The sequence below is a fragment of the Hydrogenophaga sedimenti genome (assembly GCF_051857515.1).
Lineage (GTDB): Bacteria > Pseudomonadota > Gammaproteobacteria > Burkholderiales > Burkholderiaceae_C > Hydrogenophaga.
On record NZ_JBPZHA010000009.1, the window covers coordinates 108,840 to 123,117 of the forward strand.

Here is a 14,278-nt window from a genome sequence, read left to right on the forward strand (position 1 = left end):
GGCTCAAGACGTGGAGCGCAGCACCGTCCTGATCGTTCCAGGCCTGCGCGACCATGTCGCACTGCACTGGCAGACCTTGCTGGCGGCGCAGCGGCCCGGTTGCGTCTCGGTGCCACCGATGGGGCGCGAGAACCTGGATTGCCAGGCCCGGATCGACGCCGTCGAGGCCGCCGTTTCGGCCATCGCCGGACCGGTGGTCCTGGTCGCACACAGCGGCGGCTGCATCACGGTGGCGCACTGGGCGGCGCTCTCCTCGCTCAGCTGGCGCGTGCGCGGCGCCCTGCTGGCCACGCCACCGGACTTCGACACGCCGATGCCCGAGGGTTACCCGCCCACGGCGGCACTGCAGGCCGCGGGCTGGTTCCCGGTGCCGCGCGCGCGGCTGCCGTTTCCCTCGCTCGTGGCCCTGAGCCACAACGACCCGCTGGGCCGGATCGATCACGTGCGGGCCCTGGCACGCGACTGGGGGAGCGCCACGATCGATCTCGGCGAGGTCGGGCACCTCAACCCGGCCTCGGGTTTCGGCCCCTGGCCGCAGGCGCAGGCGCTGATCGAAGACCTGGACCGCTGACGGCAGCGCCAGCGGTCCACAGCCTCCAGACCGGCTCAGGCCTTCTTCAGTTTCTCGGTGTCGAACGGCAGGCTGCGCAGGCGCTTGCCGGTGGCCGCGAAGATCGCGTTGGCCACGGCCGGCGCGATCGGTGGCGTGCCGGGTTCGCCGATCCCGCCGGGCTTCTCGGAGCTAGCCACGATGTGCACCTCGACCTTGGGCATCTCGTTGTGCCGCAGCACCGGGTACTCGTGGAAGTTGCCCTGCTCGACGCGGCCGTCCTTGTAGCTGATCTTGCCGTACAGCGCCGCACTCAGACCGTAGACGATGGCGCCTTCGATCTGCCGCTCGATGATGGTCGGGTTGACCGTCATGCCGCAGTCGACCGCCGCCACGACACGGTGCACCCGCGGCGTGCCGTCGGCGCCCAGCGAGACCTCGGCCACCTCGGCCACGAAGCTGCCGAAACTCTGCGCCACGGCAATGCCGCGCGTCACGCCGGCCGGCAGCGGCTTGCCCCAGCCGGCCTTCTCGGCCGCCACTTCCAGCACCTTCTTGTAGCGCGGCTGCTTGTCCAGCATGGCGCGGCGGAACTCGAACGGGTCCTTGCCCGCCGCCGCGGCCAGCTCGTCGATGAAGCTCTCCATGAAGAAGATGTTCTGCGAGTGGCCGACCGAGCGCCAGAACCAGACCTGCGGCCCCGGCTCGCTGCGGCCGTAGGCCAGGCGCTGGTTCGGGATGTCGTAGGGGTGGTCGGCAATGCCCTCCATGGCGAACGTGTCGACGCCGTCTTCGGGAATCTGCATGAAGCCCGAGGCCGCCATGATCGAGGGCGAACCCACCCCCGATTCGAGCAGCGTCGCGTGGCCGTCGGCGCCCACGGCGCCCGTGAACTTCGCCACCGAGGCCGGGCGGTAGAACCCGGCCGCCATGTCGTCCTCGCGGCTGTAGACCAGCTTGACCGGCGAACCGCTGATCTTGGAGAGCAGGGTCGCGTCGATCACGAAGTCGGGCGCGAAGCGGCGGCCGTAGCCACCGCCGAGCATCATGGTGTTGACCTTGACCTTGCCCGGATCGACCGCCGCGACCTGCGACAGGATGCCCTGCACCGGCCCCTGGCTCTGCGTGCCGGCCCAGACCTCGACACCGTCGGGCTTGACCCAGGCGGTGCAGTTCATCGGCTCCATGCAGGCGTGCGCGAGGTACGGCGCCTCGTAGGTCGCTTCCACCACCTTGTCGGGACGCACCTCGACCGCGCCCTCCTGCTTGGCCACGGCGGTGGCCTTGTCGGCGGCGGCCGTGAGCTGGGCCGTGATGCCGGCCGAGGACAGGCCCTTGAGCGCGCCAGCGTCCCACTCGATCTTGAGCGCGTCACGGCCCTTCTTCGCGGCCCAGTAGCCGGTGGCCAGCACCGCCACGCCGGTCGGCAGCGTGATCACCTGCTTCACACCCTTGACCGCCTTGGCCGCGCTGTCGTCGACCTTGACCGCCTTGGCGCCGGGCACGGGCGAACGCGACATCACCGCGACCAGCATGCCGGGCAGCACCACGTCGATGCCGTACTTGGTCTGGCCGTTGGTCTTGCCCGAAGTGTCCAGGCGATGCTTGCGCTGGCCGAGGATCTTGAAGTCCTTGGGATCCTTGAGCGCGACCTTTTCCGGGGCCTTCTGCTTCGCGGCGGCTTCGGCGAGCTGGCCGTAGCTCAGCTTCTTGCTGCCGTGGATCACCTGACCGGCTTCGGTGCGGCAGTCACCGGGCGAGACCTTCCACTGCTCGGCCGCGGCGGCGACCAGCATGGCGCGCGCGGTGGCGCCGGCGTTGCGCATCACGTCCCAGTGGCCGCGCACCGTGGTCGAGCCACCGGTCGCCTGCATGCCGAAAGCGGGGTTGGCAAAGGCCTGGCTGACCGGCGCCTGCTCGACCGACACCTGCGCCCAGTCGGCGTCCAGCTCTTCGGCCATCAGCTGCGGAATCGCGGTCAGCACGCCCTGCCCCATTTCCGACGATCCGCAGATCACGGTGACGCGGTTGTCGGCGGTGATGCGCAGCCAGGCATTGGGGGTGAAGGCGGCGGGTGCGGCCTTGGCGGCCAGCGCACGGCCCGAGGCGGGCAGCGTGAAGCCGACCACCAGCGCGGCACCGGTGCCGGTCATGAAGCCGCGGCGGCTGGTCTCGAAACCGGGGATGTTCTGTTCGACGGTGCTCATGGTCAGGCCCCCTTGCGCAGAGAGACCGCCGCGTCCTTGATGGCCGCCTTGATCTGGTTGTAGGTGCCGCAGCGGCAGATGTTGCCGCTCATGGCTTCGTCGATGTCCTTGTCGCTGGGCTTGGCGTTGGCGGCCAGCAGCGCGGTCGCGCTCATGATCTGCCCGCTCTGGCAGTAGCCGCACTGCGGCACGTCGTGCTTGACCCAGGCCGCCTGGATCGCCTTGCCGGCCTTGCTGTTGCCGACGGATTCGATGGTGATCACCTTCTTGCCGGTCGCGGCCGAGAGCGGCGTCGAGCAGGAGCGCACCGGCTTGCCGTCCAGGTGCACGGTGCAGGCGCCGCACAGTGCCATGCCGCAGCCAAACTTGGTGCCGGTGAGCCGGAGGTCTTCGCGCAGGGCCCACAGCAGGGGCATCTCGGGATCGGCGTCGAGCGACGCCGGCTTCCCGTTGACGTTGAGTTTCAACATGGGGTGTGTCTCCGTTAGGGTTCGCCCGGCGATCGGCGCGCCAGGGTCGTGCCCCAATGTAGCGACGCAGGCCCCCGGCGTCGGCCGGGCAAACCCTTGTCCCACGTCGCTGTGGGGACAAAGTGTTCCGTTTCGGTTCAGCGCAGCAAGTCCACCAGTCCGCGCAGGGCGCAGGTGTAGGAGCGCCAGCCCAGTCCCTGCACCGTGCCGCGCACGGCGGGCGAGATGATGGAGTGCGCGCGCCAGGGTTCGCGCGCCGCGATGTTGGACAGGTGCACCTCGATCACGGGGAACGGCATGGCCTTGATCGCGTCGTGCAGCGGCACACCGTGCTGCGTCAGCCCGGCGGGGTTGATCAGCGCGCCCTGGGCGGTGTCGATGCGCTCGTGCAGCTTGTCGATCAGCACGCCTTCGTGGTTGGACTGCAGGATCTCCAGGCGCACGCCCAGCTCGGCGGCGAGTGTCTGCAGGCTGTCGTTGATCTCGGCCAGCGTGGTGGTGCCGTAGATGTGGGGTTCGCGGCGCCCGAACAGGTTGAGGTTCGGGCCGTGCAGGACGAGGATGTTCATGGTGAGCAGCCTTCAGTGCGCGGTGCGGGCCAGTTCGGACTGGTAGAGCTTCACCAGTTCGGGGTCGTAGGCGGCCGCCATCTTGTCGGTCACGGGTTTGACCATCTGGCCGATGCGCCGCTGCTCGGCGGGGCTCACCTCGTTGTATTGCATGCCCTTGGCCTGCAGTTCGCCCACCGCCTTCTGCGCGGCGGCGCGGCTGGTCTGGCGCTGGTAGGCGCGGCTTTCGTTGGCGGCCTCGGTCAGGATGCGCTGCTCGACCGGCGAGAGTCGGTCCCAGAAGCGCTTGCCCACCAGCAGGATGTTGGCGGCGTACACGTGGTTGGTGGCGCTCACGTGCTTCTGCACCTCGTGGAACTTGTTGGACAGGATCACCGAGAACGGGTTCTCCTGCCCGTCCACCGCCTTGCTCTCCAGCGCGCCGTAGAGCTCGGCAAACGGCATCGGCACCGGGTTGGCCTTGAGCGCCTTGAAGGTCTCAAGGAACACCGGGTTCGGGATCACGCGCAGCTTCAGGCCCTCGAAGTCTTCGGGTTTGGTGATCGCGCGCTTGCTGTTGGTGACGTTGCGGAACCCCAGGTCCCAGTAGCCCAGCGCGACCAGGCCTTTCTCGGGCAGCTTGGCGATCAGCGCCTGCCCGAACGGGCCGTCGAGCAGCGCGTCGGCCTGCGCGAAGCTGGACACCGCGAACGGGAAGTCGATCAGGCCGAACTCCTTGACGATGCCCGCCAGCGAGGTGGTGGCCGGCGCGCTCATCTCCTGCACCCCGCCCTGCAGCGCGGCCTGCTGCTGCAGTTCATTGCCCAGCGTGGACGAGGGGAACTCCTGCACCTTGAGCTTGCCGCCGCTCTTGGCCGCCACCAGCTCGGCAAAGCGTTTCACGCCCAGGCTCACCGGGTGGTCGGTGTTGTTGAGGTGGCCGAACTTGATGGTGCGTTCCTGGATGTCCTGCGCCAGTGCACCACCACCGAGGCACAGGGCCGCGGTCAGCAGGGAAAGCTTGAGAAAAATCCGCATGGTTGTCTCCGTTGGGTTGACCCGGCCCACCCCGCGGGCCGTTGGGCGTATTCTTGAAATCCATCAGGAAAGTCTTTCCCGACTGGAAACTGATTTCTTCATACGGAAAATCATGAGCCTTGCCCTCGACCGCGGCCTGTCCCTGCTGGAACAGCTGGCCGCCCAGCCCGACGGCGTGCCGCTGGCCTCGCTGGCGGCCGAACTCGACATGCCGCTGAGCGCCTGCCACCGCCTGCTGGCCGCGCTGCAGGCGCGGGGCTACGTGCGCCAGGCGCGCGCCCAGGGCGACTACCTGCTGACCACCAAGCTGGTCTCGATCGGGCTGGGCTACCTCAGCGGCGCCGGCATCGTGGACATCGCCGAGCCGCTGCTGGAGCGGCTGGCGCAGCGCACCGGCGAACTGGTGCGGCTGTCGGTCATCGACGGCGACCGCCTGACCTGGATCGCCAAGGCGCAGGGCGTGCGCAAGGGCCTGCGCTACGACCCCGACATGGGGCAGGACGCGCGCCTGTCCTGCACCGCCTCGGGCCACGCCTGGCTGCTCACCCTGAGCGACGAACGCGCGCTGGCCTTGGTCTCGCAGCAGGGCTTCGGCGAGCCCTCGGACTACGGCCCCAAAGCGCCGACCACGGTCAAGGCCCTGCTGGGCTTCCTGCACGCGGCGCGGGTGCGCGGCTACGCGGTGATCGACGAGGTGTTCGCGCCCGGCATGAGCGCGATCGCCGTGCCGGTGCAGCGGCGCGGCGAGACCATCGGCGTCATCAGCGTGGCCGGACCGCGCACGCGGCTGACCCCGGCGCGCATGCACGAGATGGCTCCGGACCTGCTGGCGGCTGCCGCCGAACTCGGCCCGATCTGCAACACCAACAGCCTGTTCGGGCGGCCGCCGCTGGGCAAAGGCTGAGAGCGCCGCCGGGGCAGTGGCAGAATGCCGGTCCCCCGTGTGCGCCCGGGCTTGGCCCCGTCCGCCCTCCTTTCCCTGTTCCCCCATGCAAAAACACCCTGCCGGCACGCTCGGCATTGACTTCGGCACGTCCAACTCGGCCATGTCCTGGGCCGCGCCCGGCGGCCTGTCGCGCCTGATCCCGCTCGAAGGCGAGGCGGTCTCCATGCCGACCGCCGTCTTCTTCAACACCGAAGACCAGCGCACACACTTCGGCCGCGACGCGGTGGCGCAGTACCTGTCCGGCACCGAAGGCCGCCTGATGCGCTCGCTCAAGAGCCTGCTGGGCAGCCCGCTGATCCACGAAAGCACGGAAATCCACCACCGCTCGATCAGTTTTCTGGAAATCGTGACCACCTTCCTGGCCGAGCTGCGCGAGCGTGCGGCCCGGTCGCTGGGCAGTGCGCCGCAGCGCGTGGTCATGGGCCGGCCGGTGCATTTCGTCGACGACGATGCCCAGCGCGACGCCGCGGCCCAGCAGTCGCTGCTCGACGCCGCGCAGGCCGCCGGCTTCCGCGAGGTGAGCTTCCAGCTCGAACCGATCGCCGCCGCGCTGGACCACGAGCGCCGGCTGACCCGCGAATCGCTGGTGCTGATCGTCGACATCGGCGGCGGCACCTCCGACTTCACCGTGGTGCGCCTGGGGCCGCAGCGCATGGCGCAGGCGGACCGTTCGGGCGACGTGCTCGCGACCACCGGTGTGCACATCGGCGGCACCGACTTCGACCAGCGGCTCAGCCTGGAACAGGTCATGCCGTTGCTCGGCTACCGCCACCTCGGTCCGCAGGGCCGCGAGGTGCCCAGCCGGACCTTCTTCGACCTCTCGACCTGGCACCTGATCCAGTGGCTCTACCTGCCGCGCGCGATCAGCCAGGCGCAGGCGCTGCGCGTGAACTACCGCGACGTGCGCCTGCACGAGCGGCTGATGCGCGTGCTGCGCGAGCGCCACGGCCACCACATCGCCCACGAAGTCGAGCAGGCCAAGATCCGCTGTTCGATGAGCGACGCCGACACAGAGGTCGACCTCTCCATCGTCGAAGCCGCCCTCACCGCCCCCATGGGCACGGCCGCGCTGCATGAGCACCTGGACGGCCTGCTGGAGCGCACCGTGGCCTGCGCGCGCGAATGTGTGCAGCGCGCCGGCCTGCGCGACGACCAGCTCGACGCGGTCTATCTCACCGGCGGTTCCTCGGCCCTGCGACCGTTCCAGCAGACGCTGCGCGCGGCCTTCCCGGGCGTGCCGCTGGTCGAGGGCGACCTGTTCGGCGGCGTGGCATCCGGCCTGGCGTACTCGCAGGCCTGACGACGCCACGCGCGTCGCGCGGCGTCTCTATGCGCGCAAGAGACGCGGCACCGGGGGCCTGGGCCCGCCGGACGGAAACAGCACCGGCGCCAGCCGGTCCGGCTCCAGCGCAAAGCTCTCTGCACACGCGGCGGTGATCAGCGCGTCCAGCGCCAGGGTCGGCTTCAGGTCACGCCCGTCCAGCAAGCTGGCGGCCGACAGGCCCGGCCAGTCGGCCACGATCCGTCCCCCGTCCACCGCGCCCCCGACCAGCATCGCCACGGCCCCGGTGCCGTGGTCGGTGCCCCCCGTGCCGTTGGCCGCCACCGTCCGCCCGAACTCGGTGGCCACCAGCACCACGGTCTGGTCCCACACCGGTCCCAGTCCCTCCTGAAGGCCTGCCAGCAGCTTGTCCAGGTTCCGCAGCTGGGTGGCCAGCCGCGCCGCCTGGCCGCTGTGCGTGTCCCAGCCGCTGGTCTCGATCATCGCCACCCGGGGTCCGTCGGCACGCCCCAGGAAGCCGGCCGCCATGCGGCCCAGCGCGCCCGCGTCCTGGCGGTTGGCGCCACCGCCCATGCCGCCCGCCATGCTGCGCGCCTCCAGCGCGGACGACCACAGCGCGTGCAGTTGTCCGTCTTGGGCGTACAGCTGTTCCACGCGCATCAGCAGTTCCTCGTGGGCCTGCGGCAGCGCGGACGGCGCGTAGGAAGTCACCGGGACCACGCCCTGAAACGCCAGCGGCACGGCGGGCGAGAACGCAATGGCCTCCTTGCCGTTGCGCGGCAACACGCCCAGCAGCCGGTTCAGCCAGCCGTCCTTGACCTGGTACGGCGCCGTGCCGCCGGACTCCAGCACGTTCTGCCCGTCGAAGTGGGAGCGGTCGCGGTACGGTGAGGCGACCGCATGGAACAAGGTCGCCTGCCTGGCGGCGTACAGCTGGCCCAGGTGCTCCAGCGAGGGATGCAGGGCAAAGCTGCCGTCCAGCTTCAGCGCACTGGCCGGGTCGATGGCCAGTGCGCCGCGCGCGCTCGCATAGGCCGGGTCGGCGTAGGGAATCAGCGTGTTCAGTCCGTCGGCGGCACCACGCTGGATGACGAAGACGAAGCGCCGCTCGGTGGCGGCCTTCGCGAACACGATGCGGGGGGCCGCCAGCAGTGCGGCGGAGCCCAGAAAGCGGCGTCGGTCCATGGCCTTATCTCCTCAGGAATTCGGGCGCCACCAGCAGCAGCGCCAGGGCCGTCTCCGCGCTGTCGGCGCGGGCAATCGCGCCCGCCGTGGCCGTGGTCAGTGCGTCGCCGGGCAACACCCGCGGCGCCAGCGCCCGGGCATCGACGGTGTTGCCGGCCTGCTGGGCCAGGCGCTGCGCGGTCTCCACCCGCCGGATCAGCGCGTCGGGCGCCGCCCAGTTCGCCGCCAGGTCCCCGTAGCCGGCCGGCGACCCCGGTCGCCACACCGGCTGGCCGAGCTGGTTCCACAGGTTGGAGGCCTGCATGGGCGGCAACTCCTTCCGTCCGAGGGCGCGCAGGCTGGACACACCCCAGTCCCAGGGCGACTTGAACTTGGCCTGCGCAGGCGCCCAGGCTTGCGGCGCCGCCAGCAGTTCGCGGTACAGGCTGCTCAGGTCACCGCCGGTGCGCAGGAAGCTGTCAGCCAGCCGCTGCACCAGCGCGGGCGGGGGATCGTCCGCGACGAAGTGGCGTGCAAGCTTGGTGGCGATGTGCCGGGCGGTCGCGGGCTCGGTGGCCAGGTCGTGGAGGATGGCGCGGGCCTGTTGCTCGCCCTCGTCGGCATAGCCACGGCCGAGCACGGTTCGCGCGCCCGGTTCGTGCAGTGCGGCCACGAAACGGAAGGTCGATCCGGCGCCGTCCTGCGGCGCATCGCCGGGCAGGGTCCAGCCGGTCAGCGCCCGGGCCAGCTCGGTCACGTCGTCCTGCGAGTAGCCGCTGCGCACGCCCAGCGTGTGCAGCTCCAGAATCTCCCGTGCCAGGTTCTCGTTGAGGCCGCGGCCCCTGGATTGCCGCTCCTGGGCCCGCTGTCCGGCGGCACTGCCCGGGCCGATGGACTGGGCCTGGTCCAGGTAGAGCAGCATCGCCGGGTGGCGCACCACCGCCAGCAACAGGTCTTCAAAGCGCCCCAGCACGTTCGGGCGGATCGCGTCGGCCTCGAACCCGCCCGCCAGCCCCACCATCAGCAGCTTGTCCACCGAGACCGCGAAGTGGTTGGACCAGAAGTGCACCAGCCGCTCGACAAAAGGCGTGTCCGTCTGCAGCGCGCTGGCCGTCCGCGCGCCCGCCGCGATCACGTATTCATCCCGCCCCTGGCGCAGGTAGGCCTCCCGGATGCCGCTGCGTTGCCCTTCCGGGGCCTGGCGCACCGCGCGCTGCTGCGCCAGCCAGGCGTCGACCAGCACCGGCGTGCGCGCGGCAGCCTTCCAGGCCGGCGGCAGCGCCTCGTACCGATCGAACTGCGACAACAACCATCGCGGCGGGTCGGTGGGTGGCGGCTCGTCGGGCCGGGCGCCGAGGCCAAAGCGGTTCAGGGCAATCGCTGGAGCGTTCATCGCCGCATTCTCGTTCCCGCGAATGCCGCCCTGGGTGAAGGCTTTGTGTCTGGCGCGTAAAGTCGCAGGAGCTGGTCGGTCCCACCGGCGCAGCATCGGCAGCGCGCCCGTTCCGCTTCGACCGGAAGACCCTTTCCGGAAATCCTGCTGCCTCCGGGCGCGGACTCCGCCGAGACTTGGGCGGTCACAACCCCGGAGAAACCCATGGACACCGCCTTCCTGATCGCCACCGCCGTCGCGGCCATCCTCCTGCTCACCACCCTGCTGGCCTGGTGGCAGCGCACCGAGCGGCGCGACCTCGCCCTGCTGGGCTCGCTCAGCGGCATCAGCAGCGCCGGTGCTGCCGTGCTGTGGATCGACTGACGGACCAGACCCGCCCGCCCGCCTGGCTCATGCGCCGCGCCCCGCCATCACATGGCGGACCATGGCATCGGCCAGCTCGACTTCCCCCAGGAACACCTGGCCGGCGCCTTCGTCGCGCAACCGCTGGGCCTCTTCCTCGTTGTGCGAGCGCACCGCGACCTCGATGCCCGGGTTGAGCGTGCGCGCCGTTTCGATCATGGGCCGCGCCGCCATCGAGTCCGGCGTGGCGATGACCAGCATGCGGGCCCGCGCCACATGCGCCTGCACCAGCACCGCCGGATCGGCCGCATCGCCGAACACCGCCGGGATGCCCTGCTCGCGCAAGCGCTCCACGATCTCCCGGTTCTGCTCGGCCACCACGAAGGGCTGGTGGGCCTCCCGCAGCGCCTGTGCGATGTGGCGCCCCACGCGGCCATAACCCACCAGCACCACCTGCCGCGACAGGAAGCGCTCGTCGGTCGAGCCCGGCAGTTCGGCCAGCGGATCGTCGCGGGCCTCCAGCTTGCGCACGAACGCGGACCGCGCGCGCAGGAAGGCCTGGATCGGCGCAATCGCCTTGAACAGCAGCGGATTGACCGCGATCGAGATCAGTGCGCCCGCCAGCACCAGGCTCTGCCCCTCGGGCGGCATCAGGCCCAGCGCCGCGCCCAGGCCGACCAGGATGAACGAGAACTCGCCGATCTGGGCCAGGCTGGCCGAGACCGTGAGTGCGGTGTTGAGCGGGTAGCGCAGCGCGATCACCAGCACCGCCGCCGCCAGCGACTTGCCCAGCAGGATGATCGCCACGACGCCGAGCACCTGCAGGGGCCGCTCGACCAGCACCGCCGGGTTGAACAGCATGCCCACCGAGACGAAGAACAGCACCGCGAACGCATCTCGCAGCGGCAGCGACTCCTCGGCCGCGCGGTGGCTGAACTCCGACTCGCGCAGCACCATGCCGGCAAAGAAGGCCCCGAGCGCGAACGACACACCGAACAGCGCGGCCGAGGCGAACGCGATGCTCACCGCCGCCGCCACCACGCACAGCGTGAACAGCTCGCGCGAGCCGGTGCGCGTGACCTGCCAGAGCACCCAGGGAAACAGCCGCCGCCCCACCACCAGCATCAGCGCCACGAAGCCGCCGACCTGCAGCAGCGTCAGGCCCAGGGTCTGCCAGACCGACGCCCCTCCTCCGGCCGGTTGCGTGCCGCCGAGAAAACCGGCCAGCGGCGGCAGCAGCACCAGCACCAGCACCATCGCCAGGTCCTCGACCACCAGCCAGCCCACCGCGATGCGGCCGGTGAACGACTCCAGGATGCCCAGGCTTTCCAGCGCGCGCAGCAGCACCACCGTGCTCGCCACCGACAGCGAGATGCCGAACACCAGCGCCGGGCCCATGCCCCAGCCCCACCAGAGCGCCAGCCCCATGCCCATCAGCGTGGCGACCACCATCTGCACCACCGCCCCGGGCAATGCGATCTTGCGCACCGACAGCAGATCGTCCAGCGAGAAATGCAGGCCGACGCCGAACATCAGCAGCATCACGCCGATCTCGGCCAGCTGGGCCGCGATCTCCGCGTCGGCCACGAAGCCCGGCGTGAACGGGCCGATGACCACCCCCGCCACGAGATACCCGACCAGGGCCGGCAGACGCAGCCGCGACGCCAGAAATCCCAGGATCAGCGCCAGGCCCAGGCCGGCCGCGATGGTGTTGATGAGCGATACGTTGTGCGGCATGGTCGGGTCCTCGTCCTGTGGGTTCCAGAGAAGGGCAGAGTGGCTCAGACCACCGGAGGTTCACTGCAGCCGCGCAACGCCACCTGGAGCATGTCCACGAAGGCGCGCGTCTTGGCCGGCATCAGCTTGCGGCCAGGGTACACCGCCCAGGCCGTGCTGGTGGGCATGGTCCAGCCGGGCAGCACGCGGCGCAGCGCGCCGGCGCGCACGTCGGCCACCGCGTAATGGTCCGGCACCGCCGCGATGCCGGCGCCGGCGCGCGCCAGGCGGATCAACATCTCGGGCGAGTTGGCGCTGACACGCCCGGCCGGCACGCCGCTCCAGGACTGGTCGCCCTGCGACAGGGTCCAGCCGGCGGTCTCGCCATTGCCCCGCAGCAGCCGCACGGCGACGTGGCGGGCCAGATCGTCCGGCGACTGCGGGTCGCCGTGGTCGGCCAGGTAGCCGGGCGAGGCGTACAGGCCGTGGGTGAACACCGCCAGCTTGCTGGCCACCAGCAACGCGTCGTCCGGCAGGTCGCCCATGCGCACCGCCACGTCGAAGCCCTCGCCCAGCAGATCGACCCGGCGCGGCGAGAGGTCCAGCTCCAGCGTGATGGCCGGATGCAGCGCCATGAAGGCGGCCAGGCTGTCCACCAGCACCATGTTGGCGAAGTCGCCCGGCATCGACACCCGCAGCCGACCGCTCGGCGCGGCCTGGCGCTGCTCGCGCAGCAGGCCCACGGCGTCCAGCTCGGCCACCACCTGGCGCGCGTGTTCGAGCAGTTGCAGGCCGAATTCGGTCAGGGTCTGGCGCCGCGTGGTGCGCAGCAGCAGGCGCTCGCCCATGCGCTGCTCCAGCGCCGCCAGCCGGCGCGAGACGGTGGACTTGGGCAGGCCCAGGCGCTCGGCCGCGCGGCTGAAGCTCCCCAGCTCGGCCACCCGGGCAAAGATCAGCAGGTCGTTGGGATCGATGCCGTGGCTGGCGCCTGATTGTTCCATCATGGAAACAATCATATCCAGATTCAGGGATTTTCAAGGAGATTGGTGCCAATTACATTCTCTCCATCGTCCCACCCTTTTCAAGGAACCCGCCATGAACATCCTGCAGATCAACGCCAGTGCCCGCCGCGAAGGCGCCAATTCCACCAAGGTCGCCAACAGCGTGGTGGAGCGCCTGAAGGCCGCCAACCCCGGCGCCACCCTCACCCTGCGCGATCTGGCCGTGACGCCGCACCCGGTGCTGGACGAAGCCGCCCTGGGCGCCTTGTTCACCCCGGCCGACCAGCGCAGCCCCGAGCAGGCCGCCCGCGTGGCGCTGGACGACGCGCTGATCGCCGAGATCCAGGCCCACGACACCCTCGTGCTGGGCGTGCCGATGTACAACTTCGGCGTGCCGGTGCAGTTCAAGGCCTGGATTGACGCCATCGCCCGCGCCGGCACCACCTTCCGCTACACCGCGACCGGCCCCGAAGGCCTGCTCACGGGAAAGACCGTCTACGTGGCGCTGGCCCGTGGCGGCCTGTACCGCGACACGCCCAACGACTCGCAAGTGCCTTACCTGAAGGCCGTGCTGGGTTTCCTGGGCATGACCGACGTGCGCTTCATCTATGCCGAAGGCCTGGCCATGGGCCCGGAAGCCGCCGCCAAGGGCTTTGCCCAGGCCGAGCAGGACATCGAGGCCGCCCTCGCCTGAGCTTGACCCTCCCGCCCCGTTTCACCAGGAGACTGCCATGACCACCGCCATCCTCACCCCCAGCGTCCAGCAAGCACGCCGCGTGGAGCGGCTGATCGCGGGGCAGCCCACGTCCGACGGCGCGGGCGTCAAGCTCACCCGCGTGCTCACGCAAGACCTGCAGCGCCGGCTGGACCCGTTCCTGATGCTCGATGCCTTCGGCAGCGACAACCCCGACGACTACATCGCCGGCTTTCCCGACCACCCGCACCGCGGCTTCGAGACCATCACCTACATGATCGCGGGCCGCATGCTGCACCGCGACAGCGCGGGCCACGAAGGTCTGCTGGAGAACGGCGGCGTGCAGTGGATGACGGCCGGTCGGGGCGTGATCCATTCCGAGATCCCGCAGCAGGAAGAAGGCGTGATGGAAGGCTTCCAGCTCTGGCTGAACCTGCCCGGCCGCGACAAGATGAACGCGCCCTGGTACCGCGACTTCAAGAATGCGGACCTGCCGCAGTTCACCACGGCCGAAGGTGTGGCCGTGACCGTGATCGCCGGTGAAAGCCATGGCGTCGGCGGCGCCGTGACCCGCGACGCCACCGCGCCGCTGTACCTCGACCTGCATTTCCAGGCCGGATCGACCTTCGCGCAGCCGCTGCCGGCCACGCACAACGCCTTCGTCTATGTCTACCGGGGCGAGCTCACCATCGGCGGGCAGCGGGTGCCGGCGGGCCGCATGGCCCTGCTGGCCAACAGCGCGGGCAGCGACGGCGTGGTGATCGACGCCGGCGGCGACGCCAAGGCCCTGCTGATCGCCGGCCACCCGCTGAACGAACCCATCGCGCAGTACGGCCCGTTCGTGATGAACACGAAAGACGAGATCTACCAGGCGCTGAACGATTTCCGCGACGGGCGGCTGGGCGAAGAAGCACAGGCCTGAGGCAA

At 70.3% G+C, this 14,278-nt stretch carries 14 protein-coding genes; 6 read left to right on the forward strand and 8 right to left on the reverse strand.

Annotation, left to right across the window (positions count from 1 at the left end; translation table 11 throughout):
* Positions 1 to 10: 10 nt before the first annotated feature.
* The gene (locus ACS5NL_RS15575; RefSeq protein ID WP_439354835.1) at positions 11 to 571 is read left to right on the forward strand and encodes an RBBP9/YdeN family alpha/beta hydrolase; all 561 of its coding nucleotides are present in this window, start codon (positions 11 to 13) and stop codon (positions 569 to 571) included.
* Between the two features lie 35 nt (positions 572 to 606).
* Here the strand turns inward: ACS5NL_RS15575 and ACS5NL_RS15580 are convergent, their stop codons facing one another.
* The 4 genes from ACS5NL_RS15580 to ACS5NL_RS15595 all read right to left on the reverse strand — a co-directional run bounded on the left by ACS5NL_RS15580 (position 607) and on the right by ACS5NL_RS15595 (position 4,813).
* Positions 607 to 2,757: a xanthine dehydrogenase family protein molybdopterin-binding subunit gene (locus ACS5NL_RS15580; RefSeq protein WP_439354836.1), complete on the reverse strand. Its 2,151-nt coding sequence runs from the start codon at positions 2,755 to 2,757 to the stop codon at positions 607 to 609.
* A 2-nt stretch (positions 2,758 to 2,759) separates the two neighbouring features.
* Positions 2,760 to 3,227: a (2Fe-2S)-binding protein gene (locus ACS5NL_RS15585; RefSeq protein ID WP_439354837.1), complete on the reverse strand. Its 468-nt coding sequence runs from the start codon at positions 3,225 to 3,227 to the stop codon at positions 2,760 to 2,762.
* 137 nt (positions 3,228 to 3,364) lie between these two features.
* Complete coding sequence (locus ACS5NL_RS15590) at positions 3,365 to 3,796, reverse strand: type II 3-dehydroquinate dehydratase (protein WP_439354838.1); 432 nt, start codon at positions 3,794 to 3,796, stop codon at positions 3,365 to 3,367.
* A gap of 12 nt (positions 3,797 to 3,808) precedes the next feature.
* Complete coding sequence (locus ACS5NL_RS15595) at positions 3,809 to 4,813, reverse strand: TRAP transporter substrate-binding protein (RefSeq protein ID WP_439354839.1); 1,005 nt, start codon at positions 4,811 to 4,813, stop codon at positions 3,809 to 3,811.
* A 112-nt stretch (positions 4,814 to 4,925) separates the two neighbouring features.
* On the opposite strand from ACS5NL_RS15595, the gene ACS5NL_RS15600 reads away from it, so the two are divergent.
* Positions 4,926 to 5,717 (forward strand): IclR family transcriptional regulator, encoded by a 792-nt coding sequence (locus ACS5NL_RS15600; RefSeq protein WP_439354840.1) that lies wholly within the window; start codon positions 4,926 to 4,928, stop codon positions 5,715 to 5,717.
* A gap of 85 nt (positions 5,718 to 5,802) precedes the next feature.
* The gene (locus ACS5NL_RS15605) at positions 5,803 to 7,059 is read left to right on the forward strand and encodes an Hsp70 family protein (RefSeq protein ID WP_439354841.1); all 1,257 of its coding nucleotides are present in this window, start codon (positions 5,803 to 5,805) and stop codon (positions 7,057 to 7,059) included.
* Positions 7,060 to 7,086: 27 nt separating this feature from the next.
* On the opposite strand, the gene ACS5NL_RS15610 is transcribed toward ACS5NL_RS15605, so the two are convergent.
* Both ACS5NL_RS15610 and ACS5NL_RS15615 read right to left on the reverse strand, forming a co-directional pair.
* Entirely contained in the window at positions 7,087 to 8,226 is a 1,140-nt protein-coding gene (locus tag ACS5NL_RS15610; protein WP_439354842.1) for a DUF1501 domain-containing protein, read from the reverse strand.
* 4 nt (positions 8,227 to 8,230) lie between these two features.
* Positions 8,231 to 9,598 carry a DUF1800 domain-containing protein gene (locus ACS5NL_RS15615; protein WP_439354843.1) on the reverse strand — a complete coding sequence of 456 codons (1,368 nt, stop codon included), beginning with the start codon at positions 9,596 to 9,598 and terminating at the stop codon, positions 8,231 to 8,233.
* Positions 9,599 to 9,802: 204 nt separating this feature from the next.
* Between ACS5NL_RS15615 and ACS5NL_RS15620 the strand changes: the two genes are divergently transcribed.
* Positions 9,803 to 9,961 carry a hypothetical protein gene (locus ACS5NL_RS15620; RefSeq protein WP_439354844.1) on the forward strand — a complete coding sequence of 53 codons (159 nt, stop codon included), beginning with the start codon at positions 9,803 to 9,805 and terminating at the stop codon, positions 9,959 to 9,961.
* Between the two features lie 27 nt (positions 9,962 to 9,988).
* Here ACS5NL_RS15620 and ACS5NL_RS15625 read toward each other — a convergent pair whose 3' ends face one another.
* Both ACS5NL_RS15625 and ACS5NL_RS15630 read right to left on the reverse strand, forming a co-directional pair.
* Positions 9,989 to 11,677 (reverse strand): cation:proton antiporter domain-containing protein, encoded by a 1,689-nt coding sequence (locus ACS5NL_RS15625; RefSeq protein WP_439354845.1) that lies wholly within the window; start codon positions 11,675 to 11,677, stop codon positions 9,989 to 9,991.
* A gap of 44 nt (positions 11,678 to 11,721) precedes the next feature.
* Entirely contained in the window at positions 11,722 to 12,660 is a 939-nt protein-coding gene (locus tag ACS5NL_RS15630) for a LysR family transcriptional regulator (RefSeq protein ID WP_439354846.1), read from the reverse strand.
* A gap of 91 nt (positions 12,661 to 12,751) precedes the next feature.
* Between ACS5NL_RS15630 and ACS5NL_RS15635 the strand changes: the two genes are divergently transcribed.
* Complete coding sequence (locus ACS5NL_RS15635) at positions 12,752 to 13,351, forward strand: FMN-dependent NADH-azoreductase (protein WP_439354847.1); 600 nt, start codon at positions 12,752 to 12,754, stop codon at positions 13,349 to 13,351.
* 37 nt (positions 13,352 to 13,388) lie between these two features.
* Positions 13,389 to 14,273 carry a pirin family protein gene (locus ACS5NL_RS15640; protein WP_439354848.1) on the forward strand — a complete coding sequence of 295 codons (885 nt, stop codon included), beginning with the start codon at positions 13,389 to 13,391 and terminating at the stop codon, positions 14,271 to 14,273.
* The last annotated feature ends 5 nt before the right edge of the window (positions 14,274 to 14,278 follow it).